The sequence below is a fragment of the Nonomuraea sp. NPDC003754 genome (assembly GCF_053605785.1).
The window spans coordinates 37,024-52,458 of record NZ_JBSGJX010000047.1; the positions used below are offsets into that span (position 1 = coordinate 37,024).

A 15,435-nucleotide genomic window follows, 5' to 3' on the forward strand; every position below is an offset into this window, starting at 1 on the left:
CGGGGCGTGCTATGCGGGCGACTCGACACCCGTGAACGCGCGGACGGCCAGCGTGGCCACCCGCTCGACGGTCTCGACCCCCGTGTCCATGGCGGGGCTGCGCTCCGACAGCACCGCGACGAGCAGGTCGTGGCCGGGCAGCGCGAGCCGGCCGACGCTGTTGACGGTCCACCCGCCGTCGTGCAGGCCGACGGGCAGCCAGCCGTTCTTCAGCGCCACCCGGCCCCGCCCCGCCGCCGCGCCGACACCCCACGCCTGCGCGGGAACGACCGACGACATCAGCTCGAGGGCGTAGCGGCGGTGGCCGGTCGCCAGCGGTCCTGCCGGGCCGGTCAGCCGGTCGAGCACCTTCACCTGGTCGGACGGCCTGCTCAGGGTCATGCCCCAGCTGTAGCCGGGCATCGTGTGGGAGATGCCGAGCCCGTACAGGACTCTGGCCAGGCCGCGCGGCCCGCCGATGGCGGTGTACAGGCGTTCGGCGCTGGCGTTGTCGCTCTGCCTGATCATCCGGTCGGCGTGCCGCCGTTCCCGGGCCGTCAGCTCGCGCGCCTGGCTCTGGGCGCGCAGCAGGAGAGCGAGCAGGATGTCCACCTTCACGACGCTGGCCAGCGGGAACGGCTCGTCCTCGTGCAAGGCGTACCGGATGCCGGTGGTCCGGTCATGGACGGCCACCGCGCACCGGCCGGGGCGGCCGGCGAGGTAGGCGGTGAGCGAGCGGTCCAGCCTGCGCCGCACCTGCTCGGGCAGCGCCGACCCGGCGGCATCGCGCTCGGCGGCGGAGGGCGCGGTCTCCGCCGCCCGATGCGCAGGAGCCGACGGCGCGGCGTCGGCGTGCGCGCACCCGCCGGCGAGGATCGCCGGCACGGCGACGAGCACGATGCCCCGTAAACGCATGCAGGGAGCCTGCCAGCCGTCCGGCAAGGCCAGTGGCTGCCGAAGGTCAAGGGCCGCCCAAGGTCCCGGACGGCGACGGCGTGGGACCGGAGCGGGTCCCGCCCTCAGGTCGGAGGGTGGTCAGCGGAGGGGCAGGGTCGGGTGCGGGCCGGTGGGGGCATGGCCCGTCATGGTGCTGGTGATGGCCCACCGCTCGTGGTCGCGCCAGGCTCCGTCGATGAACAGCAGGTCGGGTGAGTAGCCCTCCATGCGGAAGCCGAGCCGCCGGACGAGCTTCAGGGAAGCCTGGTTGTCCGGCTGGATGTTGGCCTCCAGCCGGTGGAGTCGCAGGTGCTCGAACGCGTACCGCAGCACCAGGCCGAGCCCGTCGGACATGTATCCCTGGCCGGCGGAGGGAGCGAAGGCCGCGTAGCCGAGGGAGCCGCACTGGAAGCGTCCGCGGATGATGCTGTTGATGTTGACGGTTCCCGCGACGGCGCCGGTGTCCCGCACGCGGACCAGCAGTCCCTCGGCGGCCGACGGGTCGTCGAACCGCCGCAGATAGGTCTGGAACTCCTGCGGCGTGGTGGGCAGTGCCATCCACGGCCGGTGCAGGTCGGCGCTGGCGTGGACCAGGTCGAGGAACTCGCGTTGGTCGTCGCCGGTGATCGGACACAAGGTCACGCGGCAGGAACCCAGCCGCTCATCGGTCAGGAACGTCTCGGCCCCGTCGCTCCGCATCACACGGGGAACGGTATCGCGGTTCGCGGCGAGGACACGAAGCGCGCGGCGGCCCCCGCCCCCCTTCGACACGGGGAAACCGGGCGCCGCGGCCTCCCGCCCCGGGAGGGGCCGGGAGACCGCGGCGGGATGGCGTCCCCCGCCGCCGTGGGACGGGAGACCGCGGCGGGACGGCGTCCCCCGCCGCCGTGGGGCGGGGGACAGGGTCAGGCGGCTTTGCGCCGCTGGAACGGCAGGAATCGTTCGGCCAGGTGCGGCCGGGCGGGGGTCAGCGTCGGCTCCACCGCGATGATGCGGTCGAACCGGAACGCCCTGATCCCGCGACGCAGCCGGCACACGCCGACCAGGTACCAGTATTCGCGGTGGACCAGGCAGGTCACCGGGTCGACGTCACGGATCGTGACGTGGCCCCCGGCGTCGCGGTAGTGGATGCGGATGACGAGCCTGCTGGTGATCGCCTCGGCGATCACCCTGGCTCGGGAGGCCACCTCCACGGGCAGCGGATCGGTGAGCGTCGCGAGGGTGGTGGCGATGACGTCGTCGTCGAGCTCCAGGTGCTCGAACGCGTGACGCAGGCCGCGGCGCGCGGTGACGGCCTGCGGGCCCGATCCCAGGTGCGCCAGGGAGAGGGCGAGGGCGGCGATCTCGGCGGTCGTCAGGGGTCGCGTGGAGGACTTCACGACTGTCGTCATACCCCGAGAGTACGGGACGGCACCGACAATTTTCGAAAGAGTGTACGGCTATCGGCATCCGGATGAAGCGTGCACATCGTCGACCTGCCGGATGCCGCCGGGCGCGCGTTCGTCTTCGACGAGCCCGACTACCAGGCCGGTGTGTACCGGGACGTGGTGTTGCGTCGCTGGCGCAACGTGCTGGGGCGCACCAGGTGGGACTTCCCCTGCGGCCGGGACGGCGGCAACCGGTATCTGGCGCTGGGCCTCGGCTGCGGGCAGACCGCCGACCTCGTCCCGCCGCCCGACCGGGACGAGCTGATCGCGTACGGGCCGCCGCTGTCCGACGACGGCACCACCTGGCTGGGTACGGCGCGTGCCGCATCCGGGCGCCTGACCCGGATGCGGCACACGCCCTCCTGACCGTGGACCGCTACGCCGACATCGCGGTCCACGACTGGGAGTTCGGCGGGCGGCGGTGGCCCACCGCGTTCCCCTCATCCGGAGGTGTCACGACGACCACGAGAAGGCGCGGGCCGTTCGGGAGGCGTGTCAGCGCGACAGCTGGGACAGGTCCCGGGAGGCGCCCGTCGAGGCGGATGTCGTCATCGCGGCGTAGGCCTGCAGCGCCACGCTCACCGGCCGCTGACGCTCGCGCGGACGGTAGCCGCCCAGGTCGGCCAGCAGCCGCTCGCGCCGCTGGGCCAGCTCGGCCTCCGGCACCCGCAGCTCCAGGAGCCGGTTGGGGATGTCGATCTCGATGAGGTCGCCGTCTTCCACCAGCGCGATCGCGCCGCCCTCCGCCGCCTCCGGGGAGGCGTGGCCGATGGACAGGCCCGAGGTGCCGCCGGAGAAACGCCCGTCGGTGACCAGCGCGCACGCCTTGCCGAGCCCCTTGCCCTTGAGGAAGGAGGTCGGGTACAGCATCTCCTGCATGCCGGGGCCGCCCTTCGGGCCCTCGTAGCGGATGACGACCACGTCGCCCTCCTTGACCCTGCCGCCGAGGATGCCTTCGACGGCATCCTCCTGCGACTCGAACACCACGGCCGGTCCGGTGAACCTCCAGATCGACTCGTCGACACCCGCGGTCTTCACCACGGCGCCGTCGCGGGAGATGTTGCCGTAGAGGACGGCCAGGCCGCCGTCCTTGCTGTAGGCGTGCTCCCGGTCGCGGATGCAGCCCTCGGCCCGGTCGAGGTCGAGGGAGTCCCAGCGGTTGTCCTGGGAGTAGGGCTTGACGGTGCGGACGTTGCCCGGCGCGGCGTGCCACAGCTCGACGGCCTCGGGCAGCACGGTCTCCGAGACGGGGTCCCAGGCGGCGATGACCTCGCCGAGAGTGCCGCCGTTGACCGTGTGCACGTCGCGGTGGAGCAGGCCCGCCCGGTCGAGCTGCCCCAGGATGCCGGGGATGCCGCCGGCCCGGTGGACGTCCTCGATGTGGTACTTGTTCGTGGCCGGGGCGACCTTGCACAGGCACGGCACCCGCAGGGAGATCTCGTTGATCTCCTTGAGCCCGAAGTCGACCTGGGCCTCGCGGGCGGCCGCCAGGATGTGCAGGATCGTGTTGGTGGAGCCGCCCATGGCCACGTCGAGCGCCATGGCGTTCTCGAAGGAGTCCTTGGTGGCGATCGCGCGCGGCAGCACCGTCTCGTCGTCGCCGTCGTAGTAGCGCTTGGCGAGTTCGACCACGCGGCGACCGGCGTCCTCGAAGAGCCTCTTGCGCGCCTTGTGCGTGGCCAGGATGGTGCCGTTGCCGGGGAGCGCCAGGCCCATCGCCTCGGCCAGGCAGTTCATGGAGTTGGCGGTGAACATGCCCGAGCAGGAGCCGCAGGTCGGGCAGGCGTTCTCCTCCATCTCCAGGAGCTCCTCGTCGGAGACGGACGCGTCGGCCGCGGCGATCATCGGGTCGACCAGGTCGAGCTTGCGGCCGGGCGTCTTGCCCGCCTCCATCGGCCCGCCGGAGACGAAGATCGTCGGAATGTTCAGCCTGAAGGCGGCCAGCAGCATGCCGGGCGTGATCTTGTCGCAGTTGGAGACGCAGATCAGGGCGTCGGCGCAGTGCGCGTTCACCATGTACTCCACGGCGTCGGCGATCAGCTCCCGGCTGGGCAGGGAGTAGAGCATGCCGCCGTGGCCCATGGCGATGCCGTCGTCGACGGCGATCGTGTTGAACTCGCGCGGGATCGCCCCCGCCTCCCTGATCGCGCCGGCGACGACCTCGCCGACCTCGCGCAGGTGCACGTGACCCGGCACGAACTGGGTGAAGCTGTTGGCCACCGCGATGATGGGCTTGCCGAAGTCGCTGCCGGCTACACCGGTCGCCCGGAGCAGGGCCCGGGCGCCGACCATGTTCCTGCCGTGCGTGACCGTACGAGACCTGAGGGCGGGCATGTGCGCTTCTCCCATCGACTAGCGAGTCTTCACATGGTACGACCCTCGCTCGGTGACTGAGACGCGCGTCCACGGGCCGGACAGCCACCCGCCCATGCGAAAGCCGCCGCACGGCGTGCGGCGGCTTTGCTCCGGCCGGCCCCGCTAGCCCTCGCCGTAGCGGGGCGGCAGCACCTGGGCGGCGATCTGGTACAGCCGCTCGATCTCCTCGTCGGTGAGGGCGCGCTCCCGCTTGGTGATCCACTTGCGCGCCCGGCCGCCCTCGTAGACGTCCACGTCGCGGATCGTCATGATCTTCCAGGGGACGGGCGGGCCGTAGATCGCCAGCGACGCCACGACCGTGACCTCACGGCCGTAGGACTTGCTGATCAGCTCGCTGGCCTGCGTCGCCTCCCACTTGGCCTCGGTGAGGCGCGGCTTCATGTCGAAGGGCCCGTGGAAGAGCTTCTTGCCCATCTGCACGCGCACCGGCAGGCGCTTGTCCCACTTCTCCGAGTCGACCGCGTAGACGCCCGTCGGGCCGATGACCAGATGGTCGATCTGCGCCTCGCTGCCGGGGATCGCCCTGGCGTGGAGGGTGCGGTAGCCGCTGCGCTCCAGCCGCTTCAGCTGCGCCTCGGTCCTGCGCTCGGCGACCGAGGAGCGCCGCCACGCGGGCACCGTGGAGTGCGACCTGGCGCGGTAGACCGTGTCGGCGATCGCGGCGAGGACGGCCGCGGTGATGCCCACGCGCACGTCGGCGGCGAGGAAGCCCACCACCACGCCGGCGGCCACGGCGATCAGGACGCGGACGCCCAGATGCCGGAATCGGGGCTGCTGGAGCAGGCTGAGCAGGGAAGCGCGCTCGACCGGCGCGTACGTTGAGGTGGGTGTGGAGTGGTCGGCGGCGGTGCCCTCGTCGTCGGCAGGCCTGTCACTCACCCAGATCGGTGACGTAGTGTTACCGTCTTCGCGCTGCTTAGCGGAGTCCACGCTACAAACGGTAGCCGAGGGCCCGGCCGGTGCCTACTGCTGGCGCGTCCATAGTTTTATGGCCCACGTCACCGCGTTTACCACCGGAATTCGGGGTATCTACCTCTTTTCTTCTCTAGACAACTCAGCCTACTCTGCGGTTCGTGGCGCACATACATGATCTCACCGCTCGTGAGCAGGCGGAAGCCGTCAGGCGCCGGGAAATCTCACCAGTTGAGATCGTTGAACACTACCTCGAGCGCATCGAGCGGATCGACCCGCAGGTCGGCGCCTATGTCACGGTGACGGCCGAGCGCGCGCTCGCCCAGGCGCGCGCGCTCACCGAGCCGCACGGCCCCCTGTACGGCGTGCCGATCCCGATCAAGGATCTCAACCTGGTCAAGGACGTGCCGATCAGGTTCGGCTCGGCGACCTACGAGGACTTCGTCGCGCCCGTCGACGACACGGTCGTGGAGCGGCTGCGCGACGCCGGCACCGTCATGCTGGGCAAGACCGCGACGCCCGAGTTCGGCCTGCCGTGCTACACCGAGACCGCCGTGTCGCCGCCCAGCCGTACCCCGTGGGACCTGTCACGCTCGGCGGGCGGGTCGAGCGGCGGCGCGGCGGCCGCGGTGGCGGCGGGGCTGGCGCCCGCCGCGCACGGCAGCGACGGCGCGGGGTCGATCAGGATCCCCTCGTCGGTCTGCGGCCTGTTCGGCATCAAGCCGACGCGGGGCCGCATCAGCTTCGCCCCGATCATCCCGGACCTGGCGGGGCTGTCGACCAACGGGCCGATCGCCAGGACCGTGGCCGACGCCGCGGCGCTGCTGGACGTGATGGCGCACAACAACCCAGGTGACCTCTACCTCGCCCCGCCGCACGAGGGCACCTTCCTCGAGTGCGCGGCCATGGAGCCCGGCCGCCTGCGGATCGCGCGCTACGCGACTCCCGTCGTGGAGGGGGCCGAGGTGCACCCCGACGTGCTGGCCGCCTATGAGGCGGCGAGCAAGACCCTGGAGGGTCTCGGGCACGAGATCGTCGACATCGCCTCGCCGTTCGGGCCCGACCTGGTGCCGCAGTTCGTCACGATGTGGTTCACCTTCGCCTGCATGCACCCGGTCGCGCTCGACCGGCAGGACCTGCTGCGCCCGCTGACGGCGTGGCTGCGCGAGCGCGGCTTCGCCGTACCGGCGCCCGCGTTCCTGCAGGCGCAGTCGTCGCTGCAGCTGGCCACGCGCATCGCGCTGATGGCGACCGACCCCTACGACGCGGTGCTCACGCCCACGGTCACGCAACCGCCCGTCCCCGTCGGCTGGTTCGAGGACGGCGGCGACCCGGAGGAGACCTTCGAGCGGATGAAGCGCTTCGCCCCCTTCCCGCCGGTCTACAACGTGAGCGGGCAGCCCGCCGTCAACCTCCCGCTGCACTGGAACGCCGACGGCCTGCCGATCGGCGTCATGCTGGCGGGACGGGTGGGCGGCGAGGGCACGCTGATCTCGCTGTCGGCGCAGGTCGAGGCGGCCCGGGGCGGCTTCTGGGGCAGGCGGAGACCGCCCGTCTGGTGACGGGGCTGGTCCGCGCGTCGCGGCGGGTTTACCGTCGAGGTGTGGACAGCGCGCTGGAGATCTTCGGTTTCCTCGTCGGAACCTCGCTCGGGCTGTTTCTGCTGATCAGCCTGGTGGTCATGCTGCCGTCCAGGACGGCCAAGGAGGAGTCCCCCGGCGTCGTGTGGCTGGGCGGCCCCGGGCACAGCGAGCACGGTGTCAGCACCTCGGGGCTGGTGCTCGCCGACCGCAGGGCCCACTGGGCGCCCGCGCCCGAGGTCGACTGGGTGGGCGAGGCCGAGACCGCCGAGCCGGCCAGAGGCGTCGGCGGCGCCTCGGCGGGGTGGTGACGGCGATGCGCACGCTCACCCCCGCCCAGGCCGACGACGTCCGCACGGCGCTGCAGCACGCCGAACGGCGCAGCGGGCTGCGCTTCAGCGCCTTCCTCGGCGCCTCCGCGGACGGCAGGCGCCACTTCGCCGAGCGCCTGCACGCCGCGATGGGAGAGGAGTCGCCTGACGCGGTGCTCATCCTCGTCGACCCCGAGGGCCGCGGCCTGGAGATCGTCACGGGCGAGAACGCCAGGCGGCGGCTGTCCGACGGGGCGTGCAGGCTGGCCGCCATGTCGATGGCCACCGCCTTCAGCGCCGGCGACCTCGCCGGTGGCCTGCTCTACGGGATCCACACTCTGGCCGAGCAGGCCACGCGACGCTGAGCCTGCGGCGCGCCGCCGCTAGGCCGCCGTCTCGGACAGGTAGGGCGCCCACTGGGGATCGCCGACGAGCTGGGCGCCGATGAGCCGCCAGTGGGCGCCCCTTGGCACCGCGGGGGCGACGCGCAGCGTCCACCCCAGCTCCTCCAGGAACTTGTCGGCCTTCCTGTGATTGCACGGCATGCACGAGGCGACGCAGTTCTCCCACGTGTGGGTGCCGCCCCGCGAACGGGGGATGACGTGGTCGATGGTCTCGGCCCGCTGCCCGCAGTAGGCACAGCGGAAGTCGTCACGACGCATGAGCGCCGCCCGTGTCAGGGGGATGCGAGACCGGTAGGGAATACGGACATATCTTCTGAGCCTGATCACCGACGGGACGTCCACCGTACAGGTGGCGGAGCGCAGCACCGCTCCCCTGCCGTCACGATGGACGACGTCGGCCTTCTCCCTCAGCACCAGCACGACTGCTCGGTGCAGCGACAGCGTGGTCAGTGGCTCGTAGGTGGCGTTGAGCAGGAGTACTTGGCGCATCAGGGGGCCACCCCCCGACGCAGGGGTATCAGAGGGGCCATGACCCCTGTTGGCGGTCCCTCCTGGGACCCGGTCGCTTCCGTCACGTGGACCTCCGCCGGACGGTCCAACGGATGGTCACCACGGCACCGTCCTTCACCAAGTCTGGCGTTTACGGCATGCCCCCGCCACCCATTACTGATGACCAAAGGGACGCGCGATGTCATATATGCCCGGTCTACTCGGGCTTTACGCGTCACAGGTAGGGTTCAGACATGTACCCAGCAGCTCGCCGAGACGACGTCGTCGAGAACCTGCACGGCACGCCCGTGCCCGACCCCTACCGATGGCTCGAGGACTCCGACGATCCGGAGGTGAAGGGCTGGCTGCTGGCGCAGGAGGAACTGTTCCGGTCGCAGGTCCAGCCGCAGCGGTTCAAGGAGCGCATCGCCGAGCTGCTCCGGTCCGGCTCGGTGGGCGTGCCCGTGTGGCGGGGCGAGCGCCACTTCTTCTCCCGGCGCACACCTGACCAGGAGCACGCCGTCTACTACGCCGTCGACGCCGACGGCACCGAGCGCGCGCTCATCGACCCGATGGCCATCGACTCCTCGGGGCTGACCACGCTCGACGCGGTGCAGCCCGACAAGGAGGGGCGCCTGCTGGCGTACCAGATCTCGGTCGGCGGCGACGAGGAGTCCTCGCTCTACATCGTCGACGTGGCGACGGGCCGGCGGGTCGAGGGCCCGATCGACCGGTGCCGCTACTCCCCCGTCGCCTGGCTGCCCGGCGGCGAGGCGTTCTACTACGTGCGCCGCCTGCCGAGCACCGAGGTGCCCGAGGGCGAGTCGCAGTTCCACCGCCGCGTCTACCTGCACCGCGTCGGCACCTCCACGGAGGACGACGTGATGATCTTCGGCGACGGCATGAAGATGACCAACTACTACGGCGTGTCGGTCTCCCGCGACGGCCGCTGGCTGCAGATCTCCGCCGCCGAGGGCACGGCGCCGCGCAACGACCTGTGGGTGGCCGACCTGACCGCCTCCCCCGCCGAGCGGCCCGAGCTGACCGTGGTCCAGGAGGGCGTCGACGCCCAGACCGGGCTGGTCTTCGGCCGCGACGGGCGCCTGTACGTCCACACCGACCGCGACGCGCCGCGCGCGCGGGTCTGCGTCGCCGACCCGGCCGCCCCGTCGGTCTGGACCGACCTCATCCCCGAGGACCCCGAGGCGGTGCTGACCGACTTCGCCATCCTCGACGACCTCGAGCGGCCGGTCATGCTGGTCGGCTGGACCCGTCACGCGATCAGCGAGATCACCGTGCACGACCTGGCGAGCGGCGAGCGGATCGGCGAGGTGCCCACCCCCGGCCTCGGCACGATCGGCGGGATCTCCGAGCGGCCCGAGGGCGGCCACGAGGCGTGGTTCGGCTACACCGACAACACCACGCCGCCGACCATCCAGCGCTACGACGCCCGCACCGGCGAGACCACGTTGTGGGCCGCCTCCCCCGGCGCGGTCGAGGTGCCGCCGGTCAAGACCTCGCAGGTGGTCTACCGGTCCAAGGACGGCACCGAGGTCCACATGCTGGTGATCGAGCCGGTCGACCGCGAGGGGCCGCGCCCGACGATCCTGAACGGCTACGGCGGCTTCGGCATCTCGATGACGCCCGGCTACTCCGCCTCCATCCTGACCTGGGTCGAGGCGGGCGGCGTCTACGCGATCGCGGGCCTGCGCGGCGGCGGTGAGGAGGGCGAGGACTGGCACCGCGCCGGCATGCTCGCCAACAAGCAGAACGTCTTCGACGACTTCCACGCCGCCGCCGAGCACCTGATCGCCACCGGCGTCACCACCTCCGCGCAGCTGGCCATCTCGGGCGGGTCCAACGGCGGCCTGCTGGTCGGCGCCGCCCTCACCCAGCGGCCCGACCTCTACGCGGCCGTGGCGTGCTCGGCGCCGCTGCTCGACATGATCCGCTACGAGCTGTTCGGGCTCGGCGCGACGTGGAACGTCGAGTACGGCTCGGCCGAGGATCCGGCGGAGTTCCCCTGGCTGTGGGCCTACTCGCCCTACCACCACGTGCGCGAGGGCGTCACCTACCCGGCGACGCTGTTCACCGTCTTCCAGTCCGACACCAGGGTGCACCCGCTGCACGCGTGGAAGATGTGCGCGGCGCTGCAGCAGGCCCAGGCGGGTGACGCGCCGATCCTGCTGCGCAACGAGACCGAGGTGGGGCACGGCGCCCGGTCGGTGAGCAGGACCGTCGACCTGGCCGCCGACCAGCTGACCTTCCTGGCCCGCCACACCGGTCTCTGACGGTCTCTTCCCCCGGGGGCCCCGCGCCTCCGGGGGAAGGGCGAACGCCGGGACGGCCGGGTATGGTCGGGGCATGGACGGGACGGCGGCCGGCCGCGCCCCGGCGGTGCCGGGTCTCACCGCGATCGAGCGCACACCCGGCCCGGCCCTGCGCCCCTACGTCACGCGGATGTGGGCCTACAGCGAACGCTACGACCATCCGGTGACCCGCACCGAGGTGGCGACGCCCGGCGTGGTGCTGATCCTCGCCTTCGGCGCCCCCATGGAGGTCGACGGCGCGCGCCTCACCTCGTTCGTGGGCGGCCTCGGCGACCGCTACACCGTGACCAGGATGACCGCGCCGACGGAGGGCGTGGAGGTCCTGCTCACCCCGTTCGGGGCGCGCCGCCTGTTCGGCGTGCCGATGAGCGGGCTGGCGAACCTCGTGGTGCCGATCGACGACCTGCTGCCCGCGTGGGGTCCCGCGGCGGTCGAAAGGCTCGGCGAGCTCGCCTCGTGGCCCGGCCGCCTCGCGGCCGCCGAGGCGCTGCTGCGGGCCCGCATCCTGGCCGCCCCGCCGCCCGACCCCCGCGTGGTGTGGGCGTGGGATCGCCTGGTCGAGTCGTCCGGGACGGCCGGCGTCGCAGGGCTGGCGGGATCGCTCGGCTGGAGCCACCGCCACCTCGTGGCCCGCTTCCGCGACCACGTGGGCCTGACCCCGAAGGCGGCGGCCAGGGTGATCCGCTTCGAGCGGGCGATGAGCCTGCTCCGCTCGGGGGCCGACCTCGCCCGCGTGGCGGCGGCGTGCGGCTTCTACGACCAGCCCCACATGAACCGGGAGTTCCGCGCGATGGCCGGCGCCACGCCCGGTCAGATTCGTCCAAGACACCCGGCGGGCGCGGGCACAGACTCGTTCTCATGACGAGAACCGTTTTCGCGCTCGCCCGCTACCAGGACGTCCAGGGCGCCGTCGACTTCCTGGCCGCGGCCTTCGGGTTCGAGCCGCACGAGGTGATGAAGGACCACGCCGAGATCCTGGTCGGCGACGACATCATCATGCTCGGGCGGGGCACGCCCGGCGGTCCGGGCGTCTACGTCGCCGTCGACGACCCCGACGCGCACCACGACAAGGCGGTGGCCGCGGGCGCCGTCGTCACCATGGAGCTGACGGACCAGCCCTACGGGTCCAGGGAGTACGCGTGCAAGGACCCCGAGGGCAACCTCTGGTTCTTCGGCACCTATCGGCCCTGACCTCGCCTCGTCCGCACGGCCCGCCGGAGTCCCGCTGGAGCACGCGTGACGGACGGGCGGCCACCGGTGAGGGACGGTGGCCGTGGCCCGGCCTGCCGTACGGGAGGGATCAGCGGGGGAAGACGATGGTCTTGTGGCCGTCGAGCAGCACCCGCTGCTCGGCGTGCCACCGGACGGCGCGCGCCAGCGCGACGCACTCGACGTCCCGGCCCATGGCGACCAGGTCGTCCGGCGTGTGGCTGTGGTTGACGCGCGCCACCTCCTGCTCGATGATCGGCCCCTCGTCCAGGTCGGACGTGACGTAGTGGGCGGTCGCGCCGATCAGCTTCACCCCGCGGTCGTGCGCCTGGTGGTACGGCTTGGCGCCCTTGAACGACGGCAGGAACGAGTGGTGGATGTTGATCGCCCGGCCGGCCAGCTTCTCGCACAGGTCGGCCGACAGCACCTGCATGTAGCGGGCGAGCACCACCAGCTCCACCTGGTAGTGCTCGACCAGCGCGAGGATCTCCGCCTCCTGCTTCGGCTTGGTCTCCGGGGTGACCGGCAGGTGGTGGTAGTCGATCCCGTACGACTGGGTGAGCGGCCGCAGGTCGGGATGGTTGGAGGCGACGGCGACGATCTCGATGTCGAGCAGCCCCGAGCGGACCCGGTAGAGCAGGTCGTTCAGGCAGTGGCCGAACCTGCTGACCAGGATGAGCACCCTCGGCTTCACCGCGAGGTCGCGCAGCTTGAACTCCATGCCCCACTCGGGCGCCAGCGTGGCGAAGGCGGCGCTCAGCTCGTCGTGCGGCAGGCCCGCCCTGAACTGCACCCGCATGAAGAACCGCGCGGCGGCCTGGTCGCCGAACTGCTGGCTCTCGGTGATGTTGCAGCCGCTTCTGGCCAGCAGACCAGACACGGCGGCGACCACCCCGGGGCGGTCGGGGCAGGACAACGTCAGGACGTACTCGGCGTTCATACCTTGACTCTCGCGGAGGTGGGATCGTAGGGCGCCTTGCGGCTGATCTGGGCAGGGTACCTCTCTCCCGCGCAGTCCACCTCGGCCATGGCCGGTGTGCCGGTCACGAAGCCGAGCGCCACGGTCCTGCCGATGGTGGGACCGTGGGCGGCGGAGGTGACGTAGCCGACCGGCTCGCCGTCCACGAGCAGGGATTCACCTCCCCACAGGTGCGCCTCCGTGGTGATCGACACGATCGTCCCGCGCGCGTCGTGGATCCGGTCCATGCCCCGGAAGGGGGCGCTCTTCTTGCAGGTGAACAGCAGGCCCGCCGCGGCCGGGGTGACGTCGGGGCGAGCTCGCGGCCCCACGCCCGGTAGCCCTTCTCCAGGCGCATGGCCTCGATCGCGTAGTGGCCTGCCTGCCTGACGCCCGTCGCGAGCAGCCTCTCGTAGACGGTGACCGCGAACTCGGCCGGCACGTAGAGCTCCCAGCCCAGCTCGCCGACGTAGGTGACGCGGCTGGCCCGGACGGTGGCGTGGCCGAGGTCGATCAGCCGCGAGGTGCCGAACTCCCCCAGCTCCGCCTTCGACACCGTGCGCAGGATGTTCCTGGACTCGGGCCCCATGAGGCCGAAGACGGCGTAGGCGCTGGTGACGTCCACCAGGACCGCCCGCCGCTCGCCGATGCCCCTGGAGATGTGGTCGAAGTCGCGCGTGGCCTGCGCCGACCCCGTGACGATGAGGTACTCGTCGGCCGACACCCTGGTCACCGTCAGGTCGCTCTCGTAGCCGCCCCTGTCGTTGAGCATGCCCGTGTAGACGACCCGGCCGACCTCCACGTCGACGTCCGCCGTGCACAGCCACTGCAGCGCCGCGGTGGCCTCCGGACCTTTCAGCGTGAACTTGGCGAACGACGTCTGGTCGAACAGCGCCGCCTCGCTCCTGCAGGCGCCGACCTCCGCGTCGACCGTCTCCTGCCATCCCGGCCTGCCGAAGGTGTACGGCGCGGCCGGCCCGAAGTAGTTGACCCGCTCCCAGCCCATCTTGGCGCCGAAGCAGGCGCCCGACGCGGCCAGCAGGTGGTGTGGCGGTCTCCACGCCGCGCACCCGCCCGTCCCTGACGGCGGTGCCGGTGACCCTGGCGCGTTCGACGACCTCCACGCCGCGCCGCTGGGCTCCGCGGGCCAGGGCCTGGGTGAGGTCGGAGGGGTTCGCCTTGCCGTCGCCCGGCAGCCACACGCCGCCGACCAGGTCGTCGGTACGCATGACCGGCCACAGCTCGCCCGCCTCCCTGGCGGTGACGACCTCGGCGGCGATGCCGTAGGCGCGGGCCTGCGCCGCCGTCCTTCTGAGCTGGGTCATCCGCTCGGGGGTGCGGGCGACGCTGACGCTGCCGCAGCGCTTCCAGCCGGTGCCGAACCCCGTCTCCCTCTCCAGGCGGGCGTACAGGTCGGTGCTGTACCTGATCAGCCTGGTCATGCTCTCGGTACTGCGCAGCTGCCCGACCAGTCCTGCCGCGTGCCAGGTGGTGCCGCACGACAGCCGACCCTGCTCCAGCACGACGACGTCGCTCCAGCCGAGCTCGGCCAGATGGTAGGCCACGCTGCAGCCGACGATGCCACCGCCGACGATGACGACCTGCGCCCGGCTCCTCAAGAAACGCTCCTCAACCTGGGCCATGTGCGTACCGAGCGCAGCATGGCGATGAAAGCCTGTTCGGCGGGGCCCAGCAGCCGGTCGCGGCGGTGGGCCAGCACGATCGGGCGGGGCCTGGGCGCGGGAGTGACCTCCACCGCGGCCAGCCGCCCGTCGGCGAGCTCCTGCTCCACGCAGTGCTCCGACACCAGCGAGACGCCGAGCCCCGCGGCGACCGCCTGCTTGATCGTCTCGGGGCCCCAGATCTCTGTCCGCTTGTCGAGGCCCCACGTTTCCATCGCCTGTTCCTGCAGCTCACGCGTGGACGAGCCGGGCTCGCGGATGAGGAAGAGCTCCTCGGCCAGCGCGGCCGGCTCCGCCGTACCGCTCCTGGACAGGTGGTGGCCCGGCTCGGTGATCACGACGAGCCTGTCCTCCAGGATCGGCTCGCTGACCAGCTGCGGCGCCGAAGGCTGGCCGGCCAGGACGGCGACGCCGATCTCGCCGTCCACCAGCCCGCGCTCGACCTGCTGGCCGTTGCCGACCCGGATGCCGATCTCGATGCCCGGATGGCGGTCGCGGAAGGCGGCCAGCAGCGGCGGCAGCAGGTAGGTGCCGACCGTGGTGGTGCCGCCGGCGACCAGCTTGCCGGCCTGCAGCCCCGAAACCTGCCGGATGGCGGCCACCGCCTCGTCGGCGAGCAGGAAGACGCGCCTGGCGTACTCCAGCATGACCTCGCCCTCGGGCGTGAGCCTGATCCGCGCGCCGCTGCGGTCGATCAGCGTGACGCGCAACGCCTGCTCAAGCTGCCTGACCTGGTGCGACACCGACGGCTGGCTCAGGTAGAGCTTCTGCGCCGCGGCCGAGAAACCACCGCACTCCACCACCGTCATGAAGATCCACAGCCGGTGCAGGTTGAGCTGCAT

The 15,435-nt window shown here is 71.8% G+C and carries 17 protein-coding genes and 1 pseudogene; 7 read left to right on the plus strand and 11 right to left on the minus strand.

Features of this window, described 5'->3' with window-relative positions; all coding sequences use genetic code 11:
- Nucleotides 1-9: 9 nt before the first annotated feature.
- The 3 genes from ACWEVS_RS38590 to ACWEVS_RS38600 form a co-directional block, all read right to left on the minus strand.
- Nucleotides 10-894 (minus strand): serine hydrolase, encoded by an 885-nt coding sequence (locus ACWEVS_RS38590; protein ID WP_452555698.1) that lies wholly within the window; start codon nt 892-894, stop codon nt 10-12.
- Nucleotides 895-1,014: 120 nt separating this feature from the next.
- Nucleotides 1,015-1,614 (minus strand): GNAT family N-acetyltransferase, encoded by a 600-nt coding sequence (locus tag ACWEVS_RS38595; RefSeq protein WP_449919736.1) that lies wholly within the window; start codon nt 1,612-1,614, stop codon nt 1,015-1,017.
- A 206-nt stretch (nt 1,615-1,820) separates the two neighbouring features.
- Nucleotides 1,821-2,306: a helix-turn-helix transcriptional regulator gene (locus ACWEVS_RS38600; RefSeq protein ID WP_354914909.1), complete on the minus strand. Its 486-nt coding sequence runs from the start codon at nt 2,304-2,306 to the stop codon at nt 1,821-1,823.
- A gap of 69 nt (nt 2,307-2,375) precedes the next feature.
- Here ACWEVS_RS38600 and ACWEVS_RS38605 point away from each other — a divergent pair, with 69 nt between their 5' ends.
- On the plus strand, nt 2,376-2,708 hold the full coding sequence (locus ACWEVS_RS38605) for a hypothetical protein (RefSeq protein WP_452555700.1): 333 nt from the start codon (nt 2,376-2,378) through the stop codon (nt 2,706-2,708).
- Nucleotides 2,709-2,837: 129 nt separating this feature from the next.
- Here ACWEVS_RS38605 and ilvD read toward each other — a convergent pair whose 3' ends face one another.
- Both ilvD and ACWEVS_RS38615 read right to left on the minus strand, forming a co-directional pair.
- On the minus strand, nt 2,838-4,676 hold the full coding sequence (ilvD, locus tag ACWEVS_RS38610; protein WP_452555702.1) for a dihydroxy-acid dehydratase: 1,839 nt from the start codon (nt 4,674-4,676) through the stop codon (nt 2,838-2,840).
- A 144-nt stretch (nt 4,677-4,820) separates the two neighbouring features.
- Complete coding sequence (locus tag ACWEVS_RS38615) at nt 4,821-5,597, minus strand: nuclease-related domain-containing protein (RefSeq protein ID WP_449919602.1); 777 nt, start codon at nt 5,595-5,597, stop codon at nt 4,821-4,823.
- A gap of 194 nt (nt 5,598-5,791) precedes the next feature.
- Between ACWEVS_RS38615 and ACWEVS_RS38620 the strand changes: the two genes are divergently transcribed.
- The 3 genes from ACWEVS_RS38620 to ACWEVS_RS38630 are packed head-to-tail and all read left to right on the plus strand — an operon-like array spanning nt 5,792 to nt 7,886.
- Entirely contained in the window at nt 5,792-7,192 is a 1,401-nt protein-coding gene (locus ACWEVS_RS38620; RefSeq protein WP_452555704.1) for an amidase, read from the plus strand.
- Between the two features lie 41 nt (nt 7,193-7,233).
- Nucleotides 7,234-7,521, plus strand: coding sequence for a hypothetical protein (locus tag ACWEVS_RS38625; protein ID WP_449919596.1), 288 nt, complete (start codon nt 7,234-7,236; stop codon nt 7,519-7,521).
- A 5-nt stretch (nt 7,522-7,526) separates the two neighbouring features.
- Nucleotides 7,527-7,886 carry a DUF5130 family protein gene (locus ACWEVS_RS38630; protein WP_452414585.1) on the plus strand — a complete coding sequence of 120 codons (360 nt, stop codon included), beginning with the start codon at nt 7,527-7,529 and terminating at the stop codon, nt 7,884-7,886.
- Between the two features lie 18 nt (nt 7,887-7,904).
- Here ACWEVS_RS38630 and ACWEVS_RS38635 read toward each other — a convergent pair whose 3' ends face one another.
- Nucleotides 7,905-8,414 carry an HNH endonuclease gene (locus ACWEVS_RS38635; RefSeq protein WP_354914927.1) on the minus strand — a complete coding sequence of 170 codons (510 nt, stop codon included), beginning with the start codon at nt 8,412-8,414 and terminating at the stop codon, nt 7,905-7,907.
- A gap of 254 nt (nt 8,415-8,668) precedes the next feature.
- Between ACWEVS_RS38635 and ACWEVS_RS38640 the strand changes: the two genes are divergently transcribed.
- The 3 genes from ACWEVS_RS38640 (at nt 8,669) to ACWEVS_RS38650 (ending at nt 11,935) form a co-directional block, all read left to right on the plus strand.
- Entirely contained in the window at nt 8,669-10,705 is a 2,037-nt protein-coding gene (locus ACWEVS_RS38640) for a prolyl oligopeptidase family serine peptidase (RefSeq protein ID WP_452414587.1), read from the plus strand.
- Between the two features lie 73 nt (nt 10,706-10,778).
- On the plus strand, nt 10,779-11,606 hold the full coding sequence (locus ACWEVS_RS38645) for a helix-turn-helix domain-containing protein (protein WP_452555707.1): 828 nt from the start codon (nt 10,779-10,781) through the stop codon (nt 11,604-11,606).
- Nucleotides 11,603-11,935 (plus strand): VOC family protein, encoded by a 333-nt coding sequence (locus ACWEVS_RS38650; RefSeq protein WP_452555709.1) that lies wholly within the window; start codon nt 11,603-11,605, stop codon nt 11,933-11,935. The genes ACWEVS_RS38645 and ACWEVS_RS38650 overlap by 4 nt, the downstream gene beginning before the upstream one ends.
- Nucleotides 11,936-12,044: 109 nt before the next feature.
- On the opposite strand, the gene purU is transcribed toward ACWEVS_RS38650, so the two are convergent.
- From purU to ACWEVS_RS38675, 5 genes and pseudogenes are all read right to left on the minus strand, one after another.
- A complete protein-coding gene (gene purU / locus ACWEVS_RS38655; RefSeq protein WP_354914938.1) occupies nt 12,045-12,893 on the minus strand; it encodes a formyltetrahydrofolate deformylase in 849 nt (282 codons plus the stop codon).
- Nucleotides 12,890-13,078: a glycine cleavage T C-terminal barrel domain-containing protein gene (locus ACWEVS_RS38660; protein WP_449919735.1), complete on the minus strand. Its 189-nt coding sequence runs from the start codon at nt 13,076-13,078 to the stop codon at nt 12,890-12,892. The genes purU and ACWEVS_RS38660 overlap by 4 nt, the downstream gene beginning before the upstream one ends.
- A complete protein-coding gene (locus tag ACWEVS_RS38665; RefSeq protein ID WP_452555711.1) occupies nt 12,997-13,917 on the minus strand; it encodes a hypothetical protein in 921 nt (306 codons plus the stop codon). Before ACWEVS_RS38665 ends, ACWEVS_RS38660 begins: the two co-directional genes overlap by 82 nt.
- Nucleotides 13,918-14,020: 103 nt before the next feature.
- A pseudogene (locus ACWEVS_RS38670) lies at nt 14,021-14,554 on the minus strand (NAD(P)/FAD-dependent oxidoreductase); the annotation flags it as partial.
- Nucleotides 14,527-15,435 (minus strand): LysR family transcriptional regulator, encoded by a 909-nt coding sequence (locus ACWEVS_RS38675; RefSeq protein WP_449919580.1) that lies wholly within the window; start codon nt 15,433-15,435, stop codon nt 14,527-14,529. The pseudogene ACWEVS_RS38670 and the gene ACWEVS_RS38675, both read right to left, overlap by 28 nt.

Coding starts and splice junctions, on each gene's coding strand:
- ACWEVS_RS38590 (WP_452555698.1), bottom strand. CDS start 894: ATGCGTTTACGGGGCATCGTGCTCGTCGCCGTGCCGGCGATCCTCGCC.
- ACWEVS_RS38595 (WP_449919736.1), bottom strand. CDS start 1,614: ATGCGGAGCGACGGGGCCGAGACGTTCCTGACCGATGAGCGGCTGGGT.
- ACWEVS_RS38600 (WP_354914909.1), bottom strand. CDS start 2,306: ATGACGACAGTCGTGAAGTCCTCCACGCGACCCCTGACGACCGCCGAG.
- ilvD (WP_452555702.1), bottom strand. CDS start 4,676: ATGCCCGCCCTCAGGTCTCGTACGGTCACGCACGGCAGGAACATGGTC.
- ACWEVS_RS38630 (WP_452414585.1), top strand. CDS start 7,527: ATGCGCACGCTCACCCCCGCCCAGGCCGACGACGTCCGCACGGCGCTG.
- ACWEVS_RS38635 (WP_354914927.1), bottom strand. CDS start 8,414: ATGCGCCAAGTACTCCTGCTCAACGCCACCTACGAGCCACTGACCACG.
- ACWEVS_RS38640 (WP_452414587.1), top strand. CDS start 8,669: ATGTACCCAGCAGCTCGCCGAGACGACGTCGTCGAGAACCTGCACGGC.
- ACWEVS_RS38645 (WP_452555707.1), top strand. CDS start 10,779: ATGGACGGGACGGCGGCCGGCCGCGCCCCGGCGGTGCCGGGTCTCACC.
- ACWEVS_RS38650 (WP_452555709.1), top strand. CDS start 11,603: ATGACGAGAACCGTTTTCGCGCTCGCCCGCTACCAGGACGTCCAGGGC.
- purU (WP_354914938.1), bottom strand. CDS start 12,893: ATGAACGCCGAGTACGTCCTGACGTTGTCCTGCCCCGACCGCCCCGGG.
- ACWEVS_RS38665 (WP_452555711.1), bottom strand. CDS start 13,917: ATGGGCTGGGAGCGGGTCAACTACTTCGGGCCGGCCGCGCCGTACACC.
- ACWEVS_RS38675 (WP_449919580.1), bottom strand. CDS start 15,435: ATGCAGCTCAACCTGCACCGGCTGTGGATCTTCATGACGGTGGTGGAG.